The organism is Streptomyces sp. NPDC017056 (assembly GCF_044332485.1).
Taxonomy (GTDB): Bacteria; Actinomycetota; Actinomycetes; order Streptomycetales; family Streptomycetaceae; genus Streptomyces.
Genome location: NZ_JBIRPD010000002.1, coordinates 358,699 through 376,302, shown reverse-complemented (window position 1 = coordinate 376,302; position 17,604 = coordinate 358,699). Strand labels below are relative to the sequence as shown.

The 17,604-nt window shown below is 72.7% G+C and carries 16 protein-coding genes; 4 read left to right on the top strand and 12 right to left on the bottom strand.

Annotation, left to right across the window (positions count from 1 at the left end; genetic code table 11):
- Positions 1-48: 48 nt before the first annotated feature.
- Both ACH4OW_RS04660 and ACH4OW_RS04655 read right to left on the bottom strand, forming a co-directional pair.
- The gene (locus tag ACH4OW_RS04660; protein WP_360135881.1) at positions 49-1,734 is read right to left on the bottom strand and encodes an NAD(P)/FAD-dependent oxidoreductase; all 1,686 of its coding nucleotides are present in this window, start codon (positions 1,732-1,734) and stop codon (positions 49-51) included.
- Positions 1,735-1,869: 135 nt separating this feature from the next.
- Entirely contained in the window at positions 1,870-2,667 is a 798-nt protein-coding gene (locus tag ACH4OW_RS04655; protein ID WP_398024923.1) for a carbon-nitrogen hydrolase family protein, read from the bottom strand.
- 407 nt (positions 2,668-3,074) lie between these two features.
- Between ACH4OW_RS04655 and ACH4OW_RS04650 the strand changes: the two genes are divergently transcribed.
- Together ACH4OW_RS04650 and ACH4OW_RS04645 are read left to right on the top strand one after the other, a co-directional pair.
- Positions 3,075-3,695, top strand: coding sequence for a hypothetical protein (locus ACH4OW_RS04650; RefSeq protein WP_398024920.1), 621 nt, complete (start codon positions 3,075-3,077; stop codon positions 3,693-3,695).
- A gap of 113 nt (positions 3,696-3,808) precedes the next feature.
- Positions 3,809-4,813 carry a YdcF family protein gene (locus tag ACH4OW_RS04645; protein WP_360135875.1) on the top strand — a complete coding sequence of 335 codons (1,005 nt, stop codon included), beginning with the start codon at positions 3,809-3,811 and terminating at the stop codon, positions 4,811-4,813.
- 40 nt (positions 4,814-4,853) lie between these two features.
- On the opposite strand, the gene ACH4OW_RS04640 is transcribed toward ACH4OW_RS04645, so the two are convergent.
- From ACH4OW_RS04640 to ACH4OW_RS04630, 3 genes are all read right to left on the bottom strand, one after another.
- Positions 4,854-5,303 carry an Lrp/AsnC family transcriptional regulator gene (locus ACH4OW_RS04640; RefSeq protein ID WP_398024918.1) on the bottom strand — a complete coding sequence of 150 codons (450 nt, stop codon included), beginning with the start codon at positions 5,301-5,303 and terminating at the stop codon, positions 4,854-4,856.
- A 19-nt stretch (positions 5,304-5,322) separates the two neighbouring features.
- On the bottom strand, positions 5,323-6,798 hold the full coding sequence (locus ACH4OW_RS04635; RefSeq protein ID WP_398024915.1) for an amino acid permease: 1,476 nt from the start codon (positions 6,796-6,798) through the stop codon (positions 5,323-5,325).
- 357 nt (positions 6,799-7,155) lie between these two features.
- Entirely contained in the window at positions 7,156-8,595 is a 1,440-nt protein-coding gene (locus ACH4OW_RS04630) for a GuaB1 family IMP dehydrogenase-related protein (protein WP_360135869.1), read from the bottom strand.
- 460 nt (positions 8,596-9,055) lie between these two features.
- On the opposite strand from ACH4OW_RS04630, the gene ACH4OW_RS04625 reads away from it, so the two are divergent.
- Both ACH4OW_RS04625 and ACH4OW_RS04620 read left to right on the top strand, forming a co-directional pair.
- Entirely contained in the window at positions 9,056-10,198 is a 1,143-nt protein-coding gene (locus ACH4OW_RS04625) for a PP2C family protein-serine/threonine phosphatase (protein WP_398024912.1), read from the top strand.
- Positions 10,199-10,216: 18 nt separating this feature from the next.
- Positions 10,217-11,791 carry an FMN-binding glutamate synthase family protein gene (locus ACH4OW_RS04620; RefSeq protein ID WP_398025235.1) on the top strand — a complete coding sequence of 525 codons (1,575 nt, stop codon included), beginning with the start codon at positions 10,217-10,219 and terminating at the stop codon, positions 11,789-11,791.
- On the opposite strand, the gene ACH4OW_RS04615 is transcribed toward ACH4OW_RS04620, so the two are convergent.
- The 7 genes from ACH4OW_RS04615 to rpe all read right to left on the bottom strand — a co-directional run bounded on the left by ACH4OW_RS04615 (position 11,781) and on the right by rpe (position 17,594).
- Positions 11,781-12,860, bottom strand: coding sequence for a hemolysin family protein (locus tag ACH4OW_RS04615; protein WP_398024910.1), 1,080 nt, complete (start codon positions 12,858-12,860; stop codon positions 11,781-11,783). The genes ACH4OW_RS04620 and ACH4OW_RS04615 overlap by 11 nt on opposite strands.
- A complete protein-coding gene (locus ACH4OW_RS04610) occupies positions 12,857-14,197 on the bottom strand; it encodes a hemolysin family protein (protein ID WP_398024908.1) in 1,341 nt (446 codons plus the stop codon). The genes ACH4OW_RS04615 and ACH4OW_RS04610 overlap by 4 nt, the downstream gene beginning before the upstream one ends.
- Before the next feature lie 87 nt (positions 14,198-14,284).
- Positions 14,285-14,710, bottom strand: coding sequence for a DUF2809 domain-containing protein (locus ACH4OW_RS04605; RefSeq protein WP_398024906.1), 426 nt, complete (start codon positions 14,708-14,710; stop codon positions 14,285-14,287).
- On the bottom strand, positions 14,707-15,162 hold the full coding sequence (locus tag ACH4OW_RS04600) for a barstar family protein (protein WP_398024904.1): 456 nt from the start codon (positions 15,160-15,162) through the stop codon (positions 14,707-14,709). The genes ACH4OW_RS04605 and ACH4OW_RS04600 overlap by 4 nt, the downstream gene beginning before the upstream one ends.
- The gene (locus ACH4OW_RS04595) at positions 15,159-15,605 is read right to left on the bottom strand and encodes a ribonuclease domain-containing protein (protein ID WP_398024902.1); all 447 of its coding nucleotides are present in this window, start codon (positions 15,603-15,605) and stop codon (positions 15,159-15,161) included. Before ACH4OW_RS04595 ends, ACH4OW_RS04600 begins: the two co-directional genes overlap by 4 nt.
- 78 nt (positions 15,606-15,683) lie before the next feature.
- A complete protein-coding gene (locus ACH4OW_RS04590; RefSeq protein ID WP_398025234.1) occupies positions 15,684-16,673 on the bottom strand; it encodes a sugar-binding transcriptional regulator in 990 nt (329 codons plus the stop codon).
- A gap of 237 nt (positions 16,674-16,910) precedes the next feature.
- Positions 16,911-17,594, bottom strand: coding sequence for a ribulose-phosphate 3-epimerase (rpe, locus tag ACH4OW_RS04585; RefSeq protein ID WP_360135855.1), 684 nt, complete (start codon positions 17,592-17,594; stop codon positions 16,911-16,913).
- Positions 17,595-17,604: the final 10 nt, after the last annotated feature.

The window sequence follows — 17,604 nt, the reverse complement described above, 5'->3', positions numbered from 1 at the left end:
GGGCCGCGTACGGCGTACCGTACGCGGCCCTCGTGCGCCCGCCCGCGCTCAGTCCTCCGGCAGCTCGACCGGCGCGATCTCGTCGTACACGTCGCCGGGGCCGGGGTTGGTCCGGTCGGTGCTGCCGCCGAAGTGCGTCATCACGCCCCACACCGCGTTCAGCGCGGTCTGCACGGCGCCCTCGGCCCAGCCCGCCGTCCAGGAGATGTCGTCGCCGGCCAGGAAGACCCCGCGCTTGTCCTCGGGCAGCCGGTCCTGCATGAAGTGGGTGAACAGCCGCCGCTGGTAGCGGTAGTGGCCGGGCAGGTTGGCCTTGAACGCTCCCATGAAGTAGGGCTCGTTCTCCCAGGAGACGGTCACCGGGTTGCCGATGATGTGCTTCCTGATGTCGACCTTCGGGTAGATCTCCGAGAGCGACTTGAGCATGACCTCCATGCGGTCGTTGGCGTTCAGCGGCAGCCACTTGAGGCTGTCGTCGCACCACGTGTAGGAGAGGCAGATGACGGCCGGCTTGTCGGGGCCGTCGTCGAGCAGGTAGGTGCCGCGGGTCATCCGGTCGGTGAGCGTCATGCTCATCACGTCCCGGCCGGTCTCCTCGTCCTTGTCCAGCCAGAACGGCCGGTCGACCGGGACGAACAGCTTGGAGGACTCCATGTAGTGGGTGCGCTCCATCGCCGTCCAGTGGTCGATGGGGAACAGCGCGTCGTCACAGGCGATCTTGGAGAGCAGCATCCAGGACTGCGCGGTGAACACGGCCGCCTCGTACGTGCGGATGTCGCCGCTCGCGTCGGTGACGGTGACGCGGTTGCCCGCCGTGCGGTCCATCCGGGTGACCGCCGGGCGCGGCGTGCCGTCGTGCAGCGAGGACAGCGAGGTGCCCGGCGCCCAGTGGACGATCTTCTGCGGCTCGCGCTCCCACAGGCGCAGCGGCAGCTGCTGGCTGCCGCCGACGATGCCGCGGTGGTGGTCGTCGGCCTCGGTGTAGACGACGCGCAGGATCTCCAGGATGGAGTTGGGGAAGTCGGTGTCCCAGCCGCCGGTGCCGAAGCCGACCTGGCCGAAGATCTCCCGGTGCCGGAAGGACTTGAAGGCGGTGGAGTCGCAGAGGTAGCCGTAGAAGGTCTGGTTGTCGAGCTTCTCCACCAGCCGCGCCCAGATCTCGCGGATCCGCGGGACGTCGCGCTCGCGGATGGCGCGGTTCATGTCGGAGAAGTCCGCGCCCTCCTCCAGGCAGGCGTTCCAGGCGTCCATGACCTGGGTGTAGACCTCGGGCAGGTCCTCGACGGTGCGCGCGTAGTGCGACTCGCCCTTGAGGTCGACGACGGTCGACGGGGTGCCGGGCGCGAGCGGGTTGGGGAACGGCTTGGTCTCCAGGCCCACCAGGTCGATGTAGTGCTGGAGGGCGGTGGAGGACGGCGGGAAGCGCATCGCGCCCATCTCCGCGGTCAGCCCCGGGTCGCAGCCCTCGAAGCCGACGGTGCGCAGCCGGCCGCCTATCTGGTCCGCCTCGTAGACGACGGGCTTGAGACCCATCTTCATCAGCTCGTAGGCGGTGATGATGCCGGACAGGCCGCCGCCGATGACGGCGACCTCCTTGCCGTGCTCGGTCGCCGGCACCTGGCCGAGGCCCGCCGGGTGGGCGAGGAAGTCGTCGTACGCGTACGGGAAGTCCGGTCCGAACATGGTGATGGGCGGCTGGGCGTCCGCGTGGTGGGCGGCGGTGGGCACGGTCATCGGTTCGGGCTCCTTGCAAGCAGGTACATGAGGGGGGTGTGGGGTGTGGGGGCGCGCGGGCAGGCGTCCGGGCGGCGCGGTGGCGCCGCTGTGGGGGTGGTTCGGGCGGTGCCGGAAGCGGTTCCGGTGCCGGGGTCAGGTGAGCGAGCCGTAGAGTCCGGGGCGCCGGTCGGCGAGGTACGGGTTGTCCTCGCGCGACCGCTTGAGGAGACCGGCGTCGACGTCGGCGAACACCAGCTCCTCGGCGCGTCCGGCGCGGGCGCGTACGGTGCCGTCGGGACCCGCCAGGCAGCTCAGGCCGACGAACTCGAACTCGCCCTCCGGGCCGACCCGGTTGACGTAGGCGATGTAGAGCTGGCTCTCGAAGGCCCGCACCGGTACGAGCGACTCGGCGACGAACTGGAAGGGGTGCAGCTGGGCGGTGGGCACCAGCAGCAGGTCGGTGCCGGCGAGCGCGTGGGCGCGGACGTTCTCGGGGAACTCCACGTCGTAGCAGATCATCAGGCCGATGCGCAGCCCGGCCAGCTCGGCCTGGACGACCGGCTCGTCGCCCGGGGTGAACCAGTCGCGCTCGAAACAGCCGAAGAGGTGGGTCTTGCGGTAGTTGGCGAGCGGCTGGCCGTCGGGGCCGATGAGCTGCGCCGAGTTGTAGACCGCCGCGCCGTCGCGCTCGGGGTAGCCGTAGAGCACCGCGATGCCGTGCTCGGCGGCTGTTCGGGCCGCCCTCCGGGCGGCCGGGCCGTCGGCGGGCTCGGCGAGCTTGTGCAGGTCCGCACCGATGGCGTAGCCGGTCAGGAACAGCTCCGGGCAGACCAGCAGCCCGGCACCGCCCGCCGCCGCCTCGCGCGCCGCGTCCCCGACGGCCCGCAGGTTGTACGCGACGTCGCCGGGCCGTCCCGAACTTTGGAGCAGGGCGGTGCGCAGCGACGACATGGGACCCCTCGGGAGACGTGCGGACGGCCGGGCGGCCGGGCGGGTGCTTGGGCTCCGCGGCGGCCCGGATCGGTCGGACGCCTAGACGGTACGGTTTGCCGATCCCCCCGGACAAGGCACCACCATTGCGTCCCTCCGGGATATTCGTTGCGTGTTGTACGGCCGGTACGGCGATTCGTTGCGCTCCGCGTTCCGGCACGTGGCGCGGGCCCTTGTCACGCGATGAACGTACGGCGGCCGCGCACTCCGGTACGCCCGCGGTCGCACGGCTCCGGCGGCGGATACGCCCATATGGCCAAGGGAGGTCACCCCCGGGTCCGATGCGGCGCGGGCGGTCGGGTCGGCATCGTATGAGGCACCCGGGAAGCCGGGGAACGCTCACGCATCCTGACGGGGGAGAGTCCGAGATGAACCGTTCTGTCCGCACCCGCAACGCCGACCGCACCCGCCCGACCGCCCGCAGACGCCGCATCCTCGCCCTCTCCGCGGCAGCCCTGCTGGCCGCGGGAGCCACGTCCTCCGCGCTCGCCGCGAGCCCGGCAGACGCCGCCCACCCGGTGCGGGCCGCCGGCGGGGCGAGCGCCGCCGGCGGGAATACCGAAGACCCGCGGCTGACCGGGTCGGCGAAGCTCCGCCGCGCCGACGGCGACGACGTCCGCTTCTCCTTCGACGCCCGCTTCCGCAAGGACCAGACGCCCTTCGACGCCCGCGGCACGTTCGCCTTCCGGCACGTGGGCGCCACGGAGAGCGGCTGGGCCAAGGGCCGTATCGACTGCCTGGTGACGGGCGGCAAGGTGGCGGTGACCAGCGGCATCGTCACCGAGACCGACATACCCGGACTCAAGGGCAAGCGCGTCGGCTTCTCCGTGCACGACCGGGGCCGCAACGACCGGCTCGGCTACAGCTGGGCCGCCACCGCGGGGCCCTGGGAAACCAAGGACCTCCCCAAGTGCGTCAGTTCGGCGCCGTTCGAGACGGTGGAGAGCGGCGGCTTCACGGTCGTCCCGTGGGAGCGGCCGGAGGGCTGACGGCGTCCGCCACCACTTCGCGCACGAGACCGCGCGACCGGACGACAAGGTGGCCGGTAGGGCCAAAACGCAAGCGGTGCCGGGCATATGATCAGCCCGCCTACGATGTGCGCATGCTCGCGTATGCCCTACCGGCTTTCTTCTTCGCCCTGTTCGTTATCGGTGTGCTGCGCGACCGGCGCCGCTTCAGCAACGCCGTGTACCTGGGCCTCACCGTCTTCTTCCTCGTGCCGGCCATGCTGCTGCAGCTCCAGCGGTCCCCGTCGGTGGCGGCGGACGTGGTGACCGTGCTGATCCTCCTGCTGCCCGCGCTGGGCACCCTCGTCCTGGGGGTCTTCCTGATCCTCAACGGCGTCACGATGCTCCGCAAGGAGGGCCGGAGCCTGGCGAACCTGCTGTCGCTGCTGGCCGGACTGGGGATCTTCGGCGTCGTCGCACTGCTGATCACCGCCGTGAGCGCCGGGTCGCGCGGCCTGCTCGTCATCGCCGGCACGACGCTGCTCGTCGTCAGCTACGTCGCCTTCCTCTTCCTGTGCTTCGTCGGCTACGCGTTCCTGTACGGGCGGCTGCGGGTGCGCCGCCACGCGGACTTCGTGGTGGTGCTGGGCTCCGGGCTGCTCGGCGGTACGCGCGTACCGCCGCTGCTCGCCAGTCGGCTGGAGCGGGGGCGCGCGGTGTACGAGCGCCAGGCGCGGCGCGGCCGCCCGCCGGTGCTGCTCGCCTCCGGCGGCCAGGGTCCCGACGAGCAGCTTCCCGAGTCCCGGGCGATGGCCGCCTACCTCGTCGAGCGCGGTTTCCCCGCGGAACACGTCCTGTGCGAGGAGAAGTCCCGGACGACGGAGGAGAACCTGGCGTTCAGCAAGCAGATCATGGAGGCGTCGGTGCCGGGCTACCGCTGCGTGATCGTGACCAACAACTACCACGTCCTGCGCGCCGCCCTCCTGGCCCGCCAGGCCGGCGTCAACGGCCAGGTGGTCGGCGCACCCACCGCCGCGTACTTCTGGCCCAGCGCCACCATCCGCGAGTTCGCCGCGGTGTTCCTCTCCTACAAGGCGGTCAACCTCGGCGTCTGCGCCCTGCTGCTCCTGTGCGGAGCGCTGGCCTGGTGGAGTCTCTGACCTGGTGGAGCGCCCGAGAGCGGCGGCCGGGCCGCGGGGGTCAGCCCGGTGATCCCGAGCTGAACCGCCGCAGGAGCGGCGAGAGGACCAGTACCGACTTCGTCCGTTCCACGAACGGCTCCCCCGCGATGCGCTCCAGCACCCGTTCGAAGTGGCGCATGTCGGAGGCGAAGACCTGGACGATGGCGTCCGCCTCACCGGTGACGGTGGAGGCGGACGCCACTTCCGGGTAGCGCGACAGGCCGCGGTGGATGGACTCGGGGGAGGTGTTGCGGCGGCAGAACAACTCGATGAACCCCTCGGTCTCCCAGCCGAGCGCCGCCGGGTCCACCCGTACGGTGAAGCCGGTGATGGCGCCCTCGGCGCGCAGCCGGTCCACCCGGCGTTTGACCGCCGGGGCGGAGAGTCCGACCTCCGCCCCGATGTCGGCGTAGGAACGCCGGGCGTCCGCTGCCAGGGCGTGGACGATGCGTTGGTCGAGTTCGTTCATCTGTCGCACTGCGGGTGGATCACTTCTCTGCGGTGGCCAATCGGGAGCGGCGCATGCCGTAGACGAAGTACACCACGAGCCCGACGACCAGCCAGACACCGAAGACGACCCAGGTGACGACTTCGAGGCTGTACATCATGTACAGGCACATCAGCAGGCCGAGCGCCGGGAAGACCGGCGACAGCGGCGTGCGGAAGCTGCGCGGCATGTCCGGGCGGGTGAACCGCAGCACGATCACCGCGATGTTGACGAGCGCGAAGGCGAAGAGGGTGCCGATGCTGGTGGCGTCGGCGAGCTGGCCGAGCGGGACGGCGGCGGCCAGGACGCCGCAGAACAGCGAGACCATCACGGTGTTGGCGCGCGGCACGCCGCTCTTCGGGTGGACCTTGGCGAACACCTTCGGAACCAGGCCGTCGCGGGACATCGCGAACAGGATGCGGGTCTGCCCGTACAGCACTGTCAGGACGACGCTGGCGATGGCGATGACGGCGCCGGCGGCCAGCAGTACGGCCCAGAAGCTCTGGCCGGTGACGTCCTTCATGATGCCGGCGAGCGCCGCCTCCGAGCCCTCGAAGTTCTTCCAGGGCTTGGCGCCCACGGCGACCGCGGCGACCAGGCAGTAGAGCGCGGTCACGATGATCAGCGACAGCATGATGGCGCGCGGCAGGTCGCGCTGCGGGTTCTTGGCCTCCTCACCGGCGGTGGACGCGGCGTCGAAGCCGATGTAGGAGAAGAAGAGGGTGGCTCCGGCGCCGCTGACGCCGGCGATGCCCAGCGGCATGAAGTTGGCGTAGTTGCCGGAGGAGATGCCCTGCACGGCGACGCCGCAGAACAGCAGCAGCGCGATGATCTTGACGGTCACCATGATGGCGTTGGCGCGGGCGCTCTCCTTGGCGCCGCCCAGCAGGAAGACCATGGCGAGCAGGACGACGATCAGCGCCGGGAGGTTGAAGACGCCGCCGTCGCCGGGCGGCGCGGACAGCGCGGCCGGGAGGGTGACGCCGATCGTGCCGGACAGCAGCTCGTTGAGGTACTCGCCCCAGCCGACGGCGACGGCCGCCACGGAGACGCCGTACTCCAGGATCAGGCACCAGCCGCAGACCCAGGCGACCAGCTCGCCGAGGGTCGCGTAGGCGTAGGAGTACGAGGAGCCGGAGACCGGGATGGAGCCGGCCAGCTCCGCGTAGGACAGCGCGGAGAACAGGGCCGTGATGCCGGCGATGACGAACGAGACGATGACGGCCGGGCCGGCCTTGGGCACCGCGTCACCGAGGACGACGAAGATGCCGGTGCCCAGTGTGGCACCGATGCTGATCATGGTCAGCTGCCACATGCCCATCGAGCGGCGGAGGGTACCGCCCTCGCCCTGGCCGCCCTCGGCCACCAGCCGCTCGACCGGCTTGCGCCGCATCAGCCGGGCGCCGAGGCCCCCGGAGGAAGAGGGGGGCCGGGGGTCGCTGCCCGCCGAGGGCGGGGCTGCGCCGTGCTCCAACACAGGGGTGGCTCCTTCATCGCTGCCGGTCAAGGTGGCGGACGACCGACAGCGGTCCCCGTGCGCGGGTACGCCGAAACAACCCACGGAAAAGAAGGGGGGACCGTTGAGCCGGCGGTCCCCGCCACTCCACGTACAGCGCATGACTGTACGGGTCGGGTGCGAGCCGCCGTAATGCAGGATCCTTGCGCAAGCGTGAATATTTGTTGCGCACCTGATCGAGGCCCGGTCGTTTGTTGCGCACAAACGACAAATCTCACCGCTTGGACGGTACCGACGGGTTCGTCCCGAACGCGAACGGCCCCGTACCGAAGCGTTTCGGTACGGGGCCGCGCAGGCGATGCCCTGACGGGCGGCGGATCAGCTCCAGCTGGCGTGCAGCGGCTTGCCCTCCGCGTAGCCCGCGGCGCTCTGCACGCCGACGACGGCCTTCTCGGCGAACTCCTCCAGGGAGGCCGCGCCCGCGTACGTGCAGGAGCTGCGGACGCCCGCGATGATCGAGTCGATCAGGTCCTCGACGCCCGGGCGCGCCGGGTCGACGAACATCCGCGAGGTGGAGATGCCCTCCTCGAACAGGCCCTTGCGCGCCCGGTCGTACGCGGATTCCTCACTCGTACGGTTGCGGACCGCACGCGCCGAGGCCATGCCGAAGCTCTCCTTGTACGGACGGCCGTCGGCGGTGTGCTGGAGGTCGCCGGGCGACTCGTACGTACCGGCGAACCAGGAGCCGATCATGACGTTGGACGCGCCGGCGGCCAGCGCCATCGCCACGTCGCGCGGGTGGCGCACGCCGCCGTCGGCCCAGACGTGCTTGCCGAACTTCTTCGCCTCGGCGGCGCACTCCAGGACGGCGGAGAACTGCGGGCGGCCCACGCCGGTCATCATGCGGGTGGTGCACATCGCGCCCGGGCCCACGCCGACCTTGATGATGTCGGCACCGGCCTCGATCAGGTCGCGCACGCCCGCGGCGGCGACGATGTTGCCGGCCACGATCGGGACCTGGGGGTCCAGCGCCCGCACGGCCTTGACCGCGCTGATCATCGACTCCTGGTGGCCGTGCGCGGTGTCCACCACGAGGGTGTCCACACCGGCCGCGAGCAGCGCCTTGGCCTTGCCGGCCACGTCGCCGTTGATGCCCACGGCGGCGGCGATGCGCAGCTTGCCTTCGGCGTCCGTGGCGGGCTTGTACAGGGTCGCGCGGAGCGCGCCCTTGCGGGTCAGGATGCCGGCCAGCATGCCGTCCGCGTCGACCGCAGGGGCCAGCTTGCGGTTGGCCGCGTCGAGCTGGTTGAACGCCTCGCGCGGGTCGATGTCCGCGTCCAGGACCAGGAGGTCCTTGGACATGACCTCGGAGACCTGGGTGAAGCGGTCCACGCCGGCCAGGTCGTGCTCGGTGACGATGCCGACGGGGCGGCCGCCCTCGACGACGATTCCGGCGCCGTGCGCCCGCTTGGGCAGCAGCGACAGGGCGTCGGCGACCGTGGAGACCGGGGACAGCACGATCGGCGTGTCCAGCACCAGGTGGCGGCGCTTGACCCAGCCGACGACGTCGGTGACGACCTCGATCGGGATGTCCTGCGGGATGACGACCAGGCCGCCGCGGCGGGCGACCGTCTCGGCCATCCGGCGGCCGGCGATCGCGGTCATGTTGGCGACCACCAGGGGGATGGTCGTGCCGGTGCCGTCCGGCGAGGACAGGTCCACGCCCTGACGGGAGCCCACCGCGGAGCGGCCGGGCACCATGAACACGTCGTCGTACGTCAGGTCGTACGGCGGCTTGGCATCGTTCAGAAACTTCATACTGGCTCTCTCACCTGCGAATTCACTGCTCGGGCGGGTGGGGAGTCAGCTCCGAACCGGCACCGGTCAGGATGCGGCTCCTAGGACATCATCCCTGATGAGTGCGGTCCGGGGCGAACCGGTGTTCCCCGGGCCCCGCCGCACCGCCCCCGGCGGAGGGCTCTCACCGTCCGCAACACGGTGACTCTGCGTAGCCATCCTGGCCGGTCTTCGATGGCCCGGACGGCCGGATACCTGCGGTTCCACGCCGATCCGACCATATGACCGCCCGAGAGGTTCTCGCTGGCCAACGGGTGGGTAGAACCGTGTACAGGCCGTCTCGGGTGTCGATCCGCGGCGGCCGCCGGGCCACCGGGAGTCCGGGCGAGCACTTCGCAGTTCAATACGTACAGTAACCGCGTCGCGCGGGGAGCCCGGCCGTCCGGGCGCCGCCGCCTCGACCGTGGGGGAAGGGGAGGACATGCGCGGAGTCCGACAGGGTGCCCTGCTGCTGCTCACGGCCGTGGCGTCGGCCGCCATCGCCGCCTGCGACCTGGCCCTGGGGCCCGGCGTCAGCCTGGCCGGGCTGCTGCTGATCGGTCCGCTGGTGGCCGCGACGAGACTCGAAGGAGCCTGTACGGCGGCGGTCTCCTTCACCGCCCTGTTCCTCGGCCTGGCCGTCGCCTGGCACGAGCGGACGCTGGGCCGCACCGACCAGCTGCTGACCCTGACCGTGCTCGCCGCCGCCGCGGCCTACGCGACCTGGGCCTCCGACCGGCAGGCCGTCCTGGACAGCCAGCTCGCCGGAGTCGCCGCCACCGCCCAGCGCGCCATCCTGCGGCCGACCTCCTTCCGGGTCAGCGGCGCCTCGGTCTGCGCCCGCTACCGCTCAGCGGCGCCGCGCGCCGTCATCGGCGGCGACCTGTACGCCTTCGCCGACACCCCCAGCGGGCTGCGGGTGCTGATCGGCGACGTACGCGGCAAGGGCCTGGAGGCGGTCCGCCTGTCCGCCGCCGCGATAGGGCACTTCCGCGACTGCGCCTACACCCGCGCCAACCTCGCCGAGGTGGTCGAGGAGACCGACCGGCGGCTGATCGACGACCTCGGCCCCGAGGACTTCATCACCGCCGTGATCGCCGAGATCTCCCCCGGCCGCCTCCGGCTGGCCAACTGCGGCCACCACCCGCCGCTGCACCTGCCCGTCGCGGGCCCGCCCGTCCTGCTCACCCCCGCCGAGCCGACCACGCCCATCGGGCTGCACCCGGTGCCGCGCGTACAGGAAGTGGAGCTGGTTCCCGGGGACCGGCTGCTGCTCTACACCGACGGCCTCGCCGAGGCCCGCGACCCCGACGGCACGATGCTCGACCTGGCCGGCCTGCTGCCGGCCTGCTCGATGCCGGACCTGAACGACGCGATCGAGACGGTGCTGGCGACGATGTGCCGGCACACCCACGGCGCCCAGGACGACGACGTGGCCCTGGTCCTCGTCGAGCTGGAGCCCAGCCTGCCCCGGCAGTACCGCAGCCACGCGCCGCCCACCGCCGTCCGCACCCGCGCCGAGCACCCCGGCCGCGGCCACGACCAGGCATGTCGCCCTTCCCGTTCCGCCGCGGTATCCGATTGACTCGTGGGTGTGCTGCGACTGTCGGTTGTCCTCGTCCCCGCCCTGATCGGCGCCGCCCTGGCGGTGCTCGCCCTGCTCGTCTCGCCCTGGTGGTGGGCGGCCGCCGGCCCCGTGCTGGCGCTCGCCGCCCTGGGCGTGCACGACGCCTTCCAGCGCCGGCACTCGGTGCTGCGCAACTATCCGCTGATCGGCCGGCTGCGCTATCTCCTGGAGAGCGTGCGGCCCGAGATGCAGCAGTACTTCGTCGAGCGCAACTACGACGGCCGCCCCTACGACCGCGACGTACGCAACATCGTCTACGAGCGTGCCAAGGGCACCGAGGACGAGGCGCCGTTCGGCAGCGAGCGGGACATGTACGGCGGCGGGTACGAGTTCCTGGTCCCGTCCATGGCGCCGAAGCCGGTGCCGGACGAGCCGCCGGCCGTGCGCATCGGCGGCCCCGACTGCACCCGGCCGTACGACATGGCGCTGCTCAACGTCTCGGCGATGAGCTTCGGCTCGCTCTCGGGCAACGCGATCCTGGCCCTCAACCGCGGCGCAGCGCTGGGCGGTTTCGCGCAGGACACCGGCGAGGGCGGGCTGTCGGAGTACCACTTGCGGCACGGCGGCGACCTCGTGTGGGAGATCGGCACCGGCTACTTCGGCTGCCGCACCCGCGACGGGGACTTCGACGCGCGCGAGTTCGCCGACAAGGCCGCGCACGACCAGGTCAAGTGCGTGTCACTGAAGCTGTCGCAGGGCGCCAAGCCGGGCCTGGGCGGCGTGCTGCCCGGCGGGAAGGTCAACGCCGAGATCGCCCGGGTGCGCGAGGTGCCGGAGGGCGAGACGGTCGTCTCGCCGCCGTACCACCGGGCGTTCGGCACGCCGCGCGAACTGGTCGGCTTCCTGGCCCGGATGCGCGAGCTGGCGGACGGCAAACCGGTGGGGTTCAAGCTGTGCGTCGGCTCCCGGCAGCAGTTCCTTGCGGTGTGCAAGGCGATGCGGGCCGAGGGCGTCACCCCGGACTTCATCATCGTGGACGGCGCGGAGGGCGGCACCGGCGCGGCGCCGCTGGAGTTCGCCGACCATCTGGGCAGCCCGCTGACCGAGGGTCTGATCACGGTGCACAACGCGCTGGTGGGCAGCGGCCTGCGGGACCGTATCAAGATCGGCGCGAGCGGGAAGGTCGCCGCCGGCAGCGACATCGTCAAGCGCATCGCGCAGGGCGCGGACTACACCAACGCGGCCCGCGCGATGATGTTCGCGGTCGGCTGCATCCAGGCGCAGCGCTGCCACACCAACCGCTGCCCGGTCGGCGTCACGACGCAGGACCCGCGGCGCACCCGCGCGCTGGTCGTCGGCGACAAGTCGGAGCGCGTGCACCGCTATCAGCGGGCGACGGTCCGCAGCGCCCTGCAGATCATGGCGGCGATGGGCGTGCGGGAGCCGGGCGAGCTGCGCCCGCACATGCTGCGCAGCCGTGTCGGGCCCGACACGGTCAGGTCGTACGCCGAGCTGTACAGCTGGCTGGAGCCCGGGCAGCTGCTCGACGGGCCGCCCGAGGACTGGGCGGCGGACTGGGCGGCGGCGGACCCGGACCGGTTCACGGTGTGACGTCCGGGCCGCCGGTGCCGGCGCCGGTGCTGCCGTGCCGGGGCCTGTCCCGGCGGGCCGGGGCGGGCCCCACCAGCTCCCCCAGCACGTCGGTCATGGTGACGAAGCCGAGCACCACGCCCTGCTCGTCGCCGACGGCGGCCAGTTGCGTCCCGCTCGCCCGCATCGTGGTCAGCGTGTCGTCCAGCGGCGTGTCGCAGCGGACCCTGGGCACCGGGCGCAGCGCGTCGCGGGGGAACGGCCGGTCGCGGTCGATGACGCCGAGAGTGTCCTTGACGTGCAGGTAGCCCAGCACCGTACCGTTCGGCCCGGTGACCGGCAGCCGGGAGAAGCCGGCGGCGGTCGCGGCGCGTTCGAGCTGGTCGGGGGTGACGTCCCGGTCGACGGTGACCATCTTCGGCAGCGGCACGAGGAGCTTGCCGACGGGCCGCTGCCCGAGCTCCAGCGCGTCCCGCAGCCGCTCGCCGCCGGTGTCGGAGAGCAGCCCGGCGTGCCGGGACTCCTGGACGATGCGGGCGAGTTCCTCGTCCGTGAAGGCGGCGGCGACCTCGTTTTTGGGCTCGGTCCTGGCGAGCCGCAGCAGGGCGTTGGCGAGCGCGTTGATGCTGACGACGACGGGGCGCAGCGCGCGGGTGAGGGCCACCAGCGGCGGCCCCAGCAGCAGTGCGGTGCGTTCGGGGGCGGCCAGGGCGATGTTCTTGGGCACCATCTCGCCGACGAGCATGTGCAGGTACGTGGCGAGGGTCAGCGCGAGCACGAACGCGATCGGGTGGACGAGTCCGTGCGGCACGTGCACCGCGCCGAAGACCGGCTCCGCGAGGTGCGCGATGGCGGGTTCGGCCATCGCGCCGAGCAGCAACGAGGAGGCGGTGACGCCCAGTTGGGCGGTGGCGAGCACCTCGGAGAGGTGTTCCAGGCCCCACAGTACCCGGGCGGCCCGGCGGTCCCCTGCCCTGGCACGCGGGTCGATCTGGCTGCGCCGCACGGAGATCATCGCGAATTCGCCGCCGACGAAGAAGGCGTTGCTCAGCAGGGTCAGCGCGGCGACCGCCAGTCGGAGTGCGGTCACGGCCGCCCCCTCCCGCCGTCGCCCGACCGGGCTCCCGTCGCCGGCGAGCCGTCCGGCGCGGTCACCCGCACCCGCTCCGCCCGGTGCCGCCGCACTTTCAGCACGGTCAGCGCCCAGCCCTCCACCGGCACCTCGTCGCCGTTCTCCGGAATCCGGCCCAGCCGGGTCGCGAGCAGTCCGGCGAGCGTCTCGTACGGCCCTTCGGGCACCTCCAGGCCGATCCCGGCCAGCCCGTCCAGGCGCACCCCGCCGTCCGCCTCCCAGCTCCGCGCCCCGGTCCGCAGCAGGTCCGGGCCCTCCTCCGGGTCGTGCTCGTCCCGTACGTCGCCGACGATCTCCTCGACGATGTCCTCCAGGGTGACGATGCCGGCCGTACCGCCGTACTCGTCGACCACCACGGCCATCGTGCGGACCGTGCGCAGCCGGTCCAGCAGCCGGTCGACGGGCAGCGTCTCCGGTACGAGCACGGGCTCGGCCGCCAGCTCGGCGACGCCGGTGGCGGCCCGCTCGTCCGGGGCGAGGGCGAGCACGTCCCTGATGTGGACGGTGCCGACGACCTCGTCCAGGCTGCCGCGGTAGACGGGGAAGCGGGAGAGCCCGGTGGCCAGGGTCAGCGTGGCCGCGTCGGCGGCCGTGGCGCGCGTCTCCAGGGCCCGTACGGCGACCCGCGGCGTCATGACGTTCTGCGCGGTCAGCTCGCCCAGGTGCAGGGTCCGTACGAAGAGTTCCGCCGAGTCGGCCGGCAGCGCGCCTTCCTGTGCCGAATACCGGGCCAGCGACACCAGTTCGGCCGGGCTGCGAGAGGAGGCCAGTTCCTCGGCCGGCTCCAGGCCGAGGCGCCGCACCAGCCGGTTGGCGGAGTGGTTCAGATGGCGGATGAACGGCGCGAAGGCGGCGCTGAAGGCCCGCTGCGGGCCCGCCACCACGCGGGCCACCGCCAGCGGCCGGGAAATCGCCCAGTTCTTGGGCACCAGTTCGCCGACGACCATCAGCACCACCGTGGACACGCCGACGCCCAGTGCCGACGCGACGCCGGGGGCCACCGTCCGCGGCAGCCCGGCCGCCGCCAGCGGGCCGCGCAGCAGCGCCGCGAGCGAGGGTTCGGCCAGCATGCCGATGACCAGCGAGGTCACGGTGATGCCCAGTTGGGCCCCGGACAGCTGGAACGCGAGCGCGCGCACGGCGCTCAGCACACTGTCGGCACCGCGCTCCCCCGCCTCCGCGGCCCGCTCCACCTCGCTGCGCTCGACCGTCGTCAGCGAGAACTCCGCGGCCACGAACACGGCACAGGCCAGCGTGAGCGCCAACGCCACCAACAGGAGCAGTACCTCGGCCACCGCCTCACCTCCCGCCGCACCTCGGTGCCCGGCGGCGGGCAGGTGAAACATCCCGCCGGCCTGTCCGGTCCTGGGCACGGGCCCGGCTCACGCCAGGGCCGGGCCGCGCCGCGCCCTCCCCCACGCGTGCACCGCCCAGGCGCCCGCGGCACCCACCGCGTACCAGAACAGGTCCGGCGCGTTGAAGGTCGTCCCGAGCACCAGACGGGCCACCACGCTGTGCCGGGAAAGCTTCGCCGGTACGTCGCTGAGCTGCGCGAACTCCACCGCCCAGCTGATCGCCAGCGCACTCACGGCCGCGGTCGCCGGGCGGACGCGGGGCGCGGCCAGCACCACCAGCGTCTGTACGAGCACGGTGTACAGCGCGTCGCCCGCGTACTTGGCGACGTCGCCGCCGAGCCCCGCGCGGGCGGCGCCGGCCCGGATGCCCAGCCCCGCGGCGACCGTCAGGACGGCCGCCCCGCACGCCGCCAGGCGCGTCCCCGTCGTGCCCGGCCGCTCCCCCTTCGTCACCCCGCCGCGTCCCCTGCCTCCGGCGACCGGCCGCTCGCCAGCACGACCACCAGCCCGGTGTCCGTGTCGCGCCAGAACGCCACCGCGTCCGCGACGATCTCCTCCACGGTGCCCCAGTCGTCCGGCGCGGCCGCCGCGTACCCCTGCCAGCCGCTCACGACCAGCACCCGGCCGCGGTCCGGCGGGCACCACGACAGGTCGGTCAGGCAGTCCGCGAGCGCGTCCCAGTTGCGTCCGAACCAGTCGGGCAGCCGCAGCGCCCGCGCGCAGCGGTCCATGAAACCCGCCTTGTCCGCGACCCCCCGGAGGTCGAGCAGCGCGCCGTGCCAGCCGGCCGCGCGCGCCGCGTCCAGGGCTTCGTCCACGGGCCGGTCGGGCGGCCAGGGCACCACCCCCGGGGGTGTACTGCCGTCGAGCACCGCCGCGAGCGGCCGGGGCACGGGAGCCGTCATCGGAGCACCGCCTTGAAGGTCCGGTAGTGGTCTTCGGTGTAGTACGTCTCGTGGCGGTCACCGGTGACGATGCGCCGCGCGCCGCGGTCCTTCGAACCCGGGGTGCGCACCGTGTACTCGTGGTAGTAGCCGCGCTGCTGCTTGGGCAGCTGCCGCTCGTGGTTGCCGAAGACCGTGCCGTCCTTCGGGTAAGGGAACGGGCCGTGCGCGTCGATCAGGCGCAGCGTGTCGCGGGCCTGCTCGGGCAGCTTCCCGGCCGGTACGGTCGCCATGCCGGCGGCCCAGCCCGGCGCGGTGGCGCCCGCCGACGGCGCCCCGCTCGTGGGCTTCGCGCCCCCCTTGCCGCCACCGCCTCCGGAACAGCCGGACACCAACAGCAGAAGGCAGGCCACCAGCGCAGCGAGTACGCCGGCGGCCGCGCGCGGAGCGGAGCGGATCACCATGCGCCGATGCTGTCACAGCGCCGCACGGGGTGCGCGCCCGCACCCCGTACAAGATCACTTCCCTGGCGGGCCGGTGCCTCAGGCGCCGTCGGGGTCCGCCCGCTCCAGCGCGGGACGCGGGCCGGGACCGGTCTCCAGCAGCAGGTGGTCGGCGGCGGCCGTGTCCGTCACCAGGCTGGTCACCAGCCCGGAGCGCAGCACCGCGCCGATCGCCGCCGCCTTCTGTCGGCCGCCCGCGATGGCCACGACCTCGGGGATGCGCCGCAGCCGGTCCGCCTCGACCGTGATGCACCGCTCGCCCAGGTCCCGCCCGATGCGGCGGCCCTCGGCGTCGAAGAGGTGCGCGGACATCTCGGCGGCGGCCCCCAGCGAGGCGTAGTGCTCCCGCTCCTGCTCCGAGAGCATGTCGTAGACGGTGGAGATGCCCGGCGCCCAGGACCCGATGGAGACACAGGCGACGGTGACCTTGTCGAAGTACTCGAACGCGCGGGCGATGCCGGTCTGGCCGCGCAGCGCGGCGGCGGTCGCCGAGTCGGGCAGCAGCATCGGCGCGTAGATGGGGTGCGCCTCGCCGCCGGCGACGTCGGCCGCCCTGCGCACCGCCTCGACCGAGCCGCGGTCCGCGGTGCCCGCGTCGTACACGCCGGTCAGCTGCACGACCGTGCACGGCGGGAGCCGGTGCAGCGCGGCCGCCATGTGGATGGTCGACCGGCCCCAGGCCAGCCCGAGCACGTCGCCCTCGGTGACCAGTTCGCCGAGCAGGTCGGCCGCGACCTCGCCGAGGTTCTCCGGGTCCGGCGCGTCGTCGGCGGCGTCGGCGGGCGACTCCACGACGACCGCGTGGCGCAGGCCGTAGCGGGCCCGCAGCGCGTCGGACCGTTCGGCGTCCAGCTCGGCGGGGACCCGGATCTCGATCCGCACGAGGTCACGCTCCAGCGCCGTCTCCAGCACCCGGGCGACCTTGAAGCGGCTGACGCCGAACTCCTCGGCGATCTGGATCTTGGACTTCCCCTCCAGATAGAAGCGGCGGGCCATGGCCGCGGCCTGCACCAGCTCGGCGGGGCCCATTGCGGACTGCGGGCGGCTGGCAACCACGAGATTCTCCCCTTGTGCGCACCTGATCGAGTCTTTGCTCATCCTTGCAGAAACCCGAGGTGGTCGGGGACCATCACCGCTCCCGCCGTCGTGAACGCTCGGTTGCGGCAACGCCAAGAAACACCGGCGGGCGGGGATCCGTGCGCGCGGTCCCGGCCCGCCCCGTGCGGCGCCCGGCACCCGCGGTCGCTTCCCGCGGGCGCCCCGGCATCAGTGGGCGCAGCCCCGGCCCGCCCCGGCCGTCGCGGACTCGGCCTGCGCGCGCAGCTCGCGCACCGCCTTGGCCGGGTCGTCCGCGCCGTACACCGCCGAGCCCGCCACGAACACGTCCGCGCCGGCCTCCGCGCACCGCTCGATCGTGGCCGCCGAGACGCCGCCGTCCACCTGGAGCCACATCTCCAGGCCGTGCTTGGAGATCAGCTCCCGGGTGCGGCGGATCTTCGGCAGCATGATGTCCAGGAACGCCTGGCCGCCGAAGCCCGGCTCCACGGTCATGATCAGCAGCATGTCCAGCTCGGGCAGCAGGTCCTCGTACGGCTCGACCGGCGTGGCCGGCTTGAGCGCCATCGACGCCCGCGCGCCCTTGGCCCTGATCTCCCGGGCCAGGCGTACGGGCGCGGCCGCCGCCTCCGCGTGGAAGGTCACCGACCCGGCTCCCGCCTCGATGTACTGCGGCGCCCAGCGGTCCGGGTCCTCGATCATCAGGTGCAGGTCGAGCGGGGTGTCCGTCGCCTTGCTCAGCGCCTCGACGACCGGGGCGCCCAGCGTCAGGTTCGGCACGAAGTGGTTGTCCATCACGTCGACGTGCAGCCAGTCGGCGCCCTCGACGGCCTTCGCCTCCTCGGCGAGCCGGGCGAAGTCTGCGGACAGGATGCTGGGGTTGATCAAGGCCATGCCTCCAGTA

Coding starts and splice junctions, on each gene's coding strand:
- ACH4OW_RS04660 (WP_360135881.1), bottom strand. CDS start 1,734: ATGACCGTGCCCACCGCCGCCCACCACGCGGACGCCCAGCCGCCCATC.
- ACH4OW_RS04655 (WP_398024923.1), bottom strand. CDS start 2,667: ATGTCGTCGCTGCGCACCGCCCTGCTCCAAAGTTCGGGACGGCCCGGC.
- ACH4OW_RS04650 (WP_398024920.1), top strand. CDS start 3,075: ATGAACCGTTCTGTCCGCACCCGCAACGCCGACCGCACCCGCCCGACC.
- ACH4OW_RS04645 (WP_360135875.1), top strand. CDS start 3,809: ATGCTCGCGTATGCCCTACCGGCTTTCTTCTTCGCCCTGTTCGTTATC.
- ACH4OW_RS04640 (WP_398024918.1), bottom strand. CDS start 5,303: ATGAACGAACTCGACCAACGCATCGTCCACGCCCTGGCAGCGGACGCC.
- ACH4OW_RS04630 (WP_360135869.1), bottom strand. CDS start 8,595: ATGAAGTTTCTGAACGATGCCAAGCCGCCGTACGACCTGACGTACGAC.
- ACH4OW_RS04625 (WP_398024912.1), top strand. CDS start 9,056: ATGCGCGGAGTCCGACAGGGTGCCCTGCTGCTGCTCACGGCCGTGGCG.
- ACH4OW_RS04600 (WP_398024904.1), bottom strand. CDS start 15,162: ATGACGGCTCCCGTGCCCCGGCCGCTCGCGGCGGTGCTCGACGGCAGT.
- ACH4OW_RS04595 (WP_398024902.1), bottom strand. CDS start 15,605: ATGGTGATCCGCTCCGCTCCGCGCGCGGCCGCCGGCGTACTCGCTGCG.
- ACH4OW_RS04590 (WP_398025234.1), bottom strand. CDS start 16,673: ATGGGCCCCGCCGAGCTGGTGCAGGCCGCGGCCATGGCCCGCCGCTTC.
- rpe (WP_360135855.1), bottom strand. CDS start 17,594: ATGGCCTTGATCAACCCCAGCATCCTGTCCGCAGACTTCGCCCGGCTC.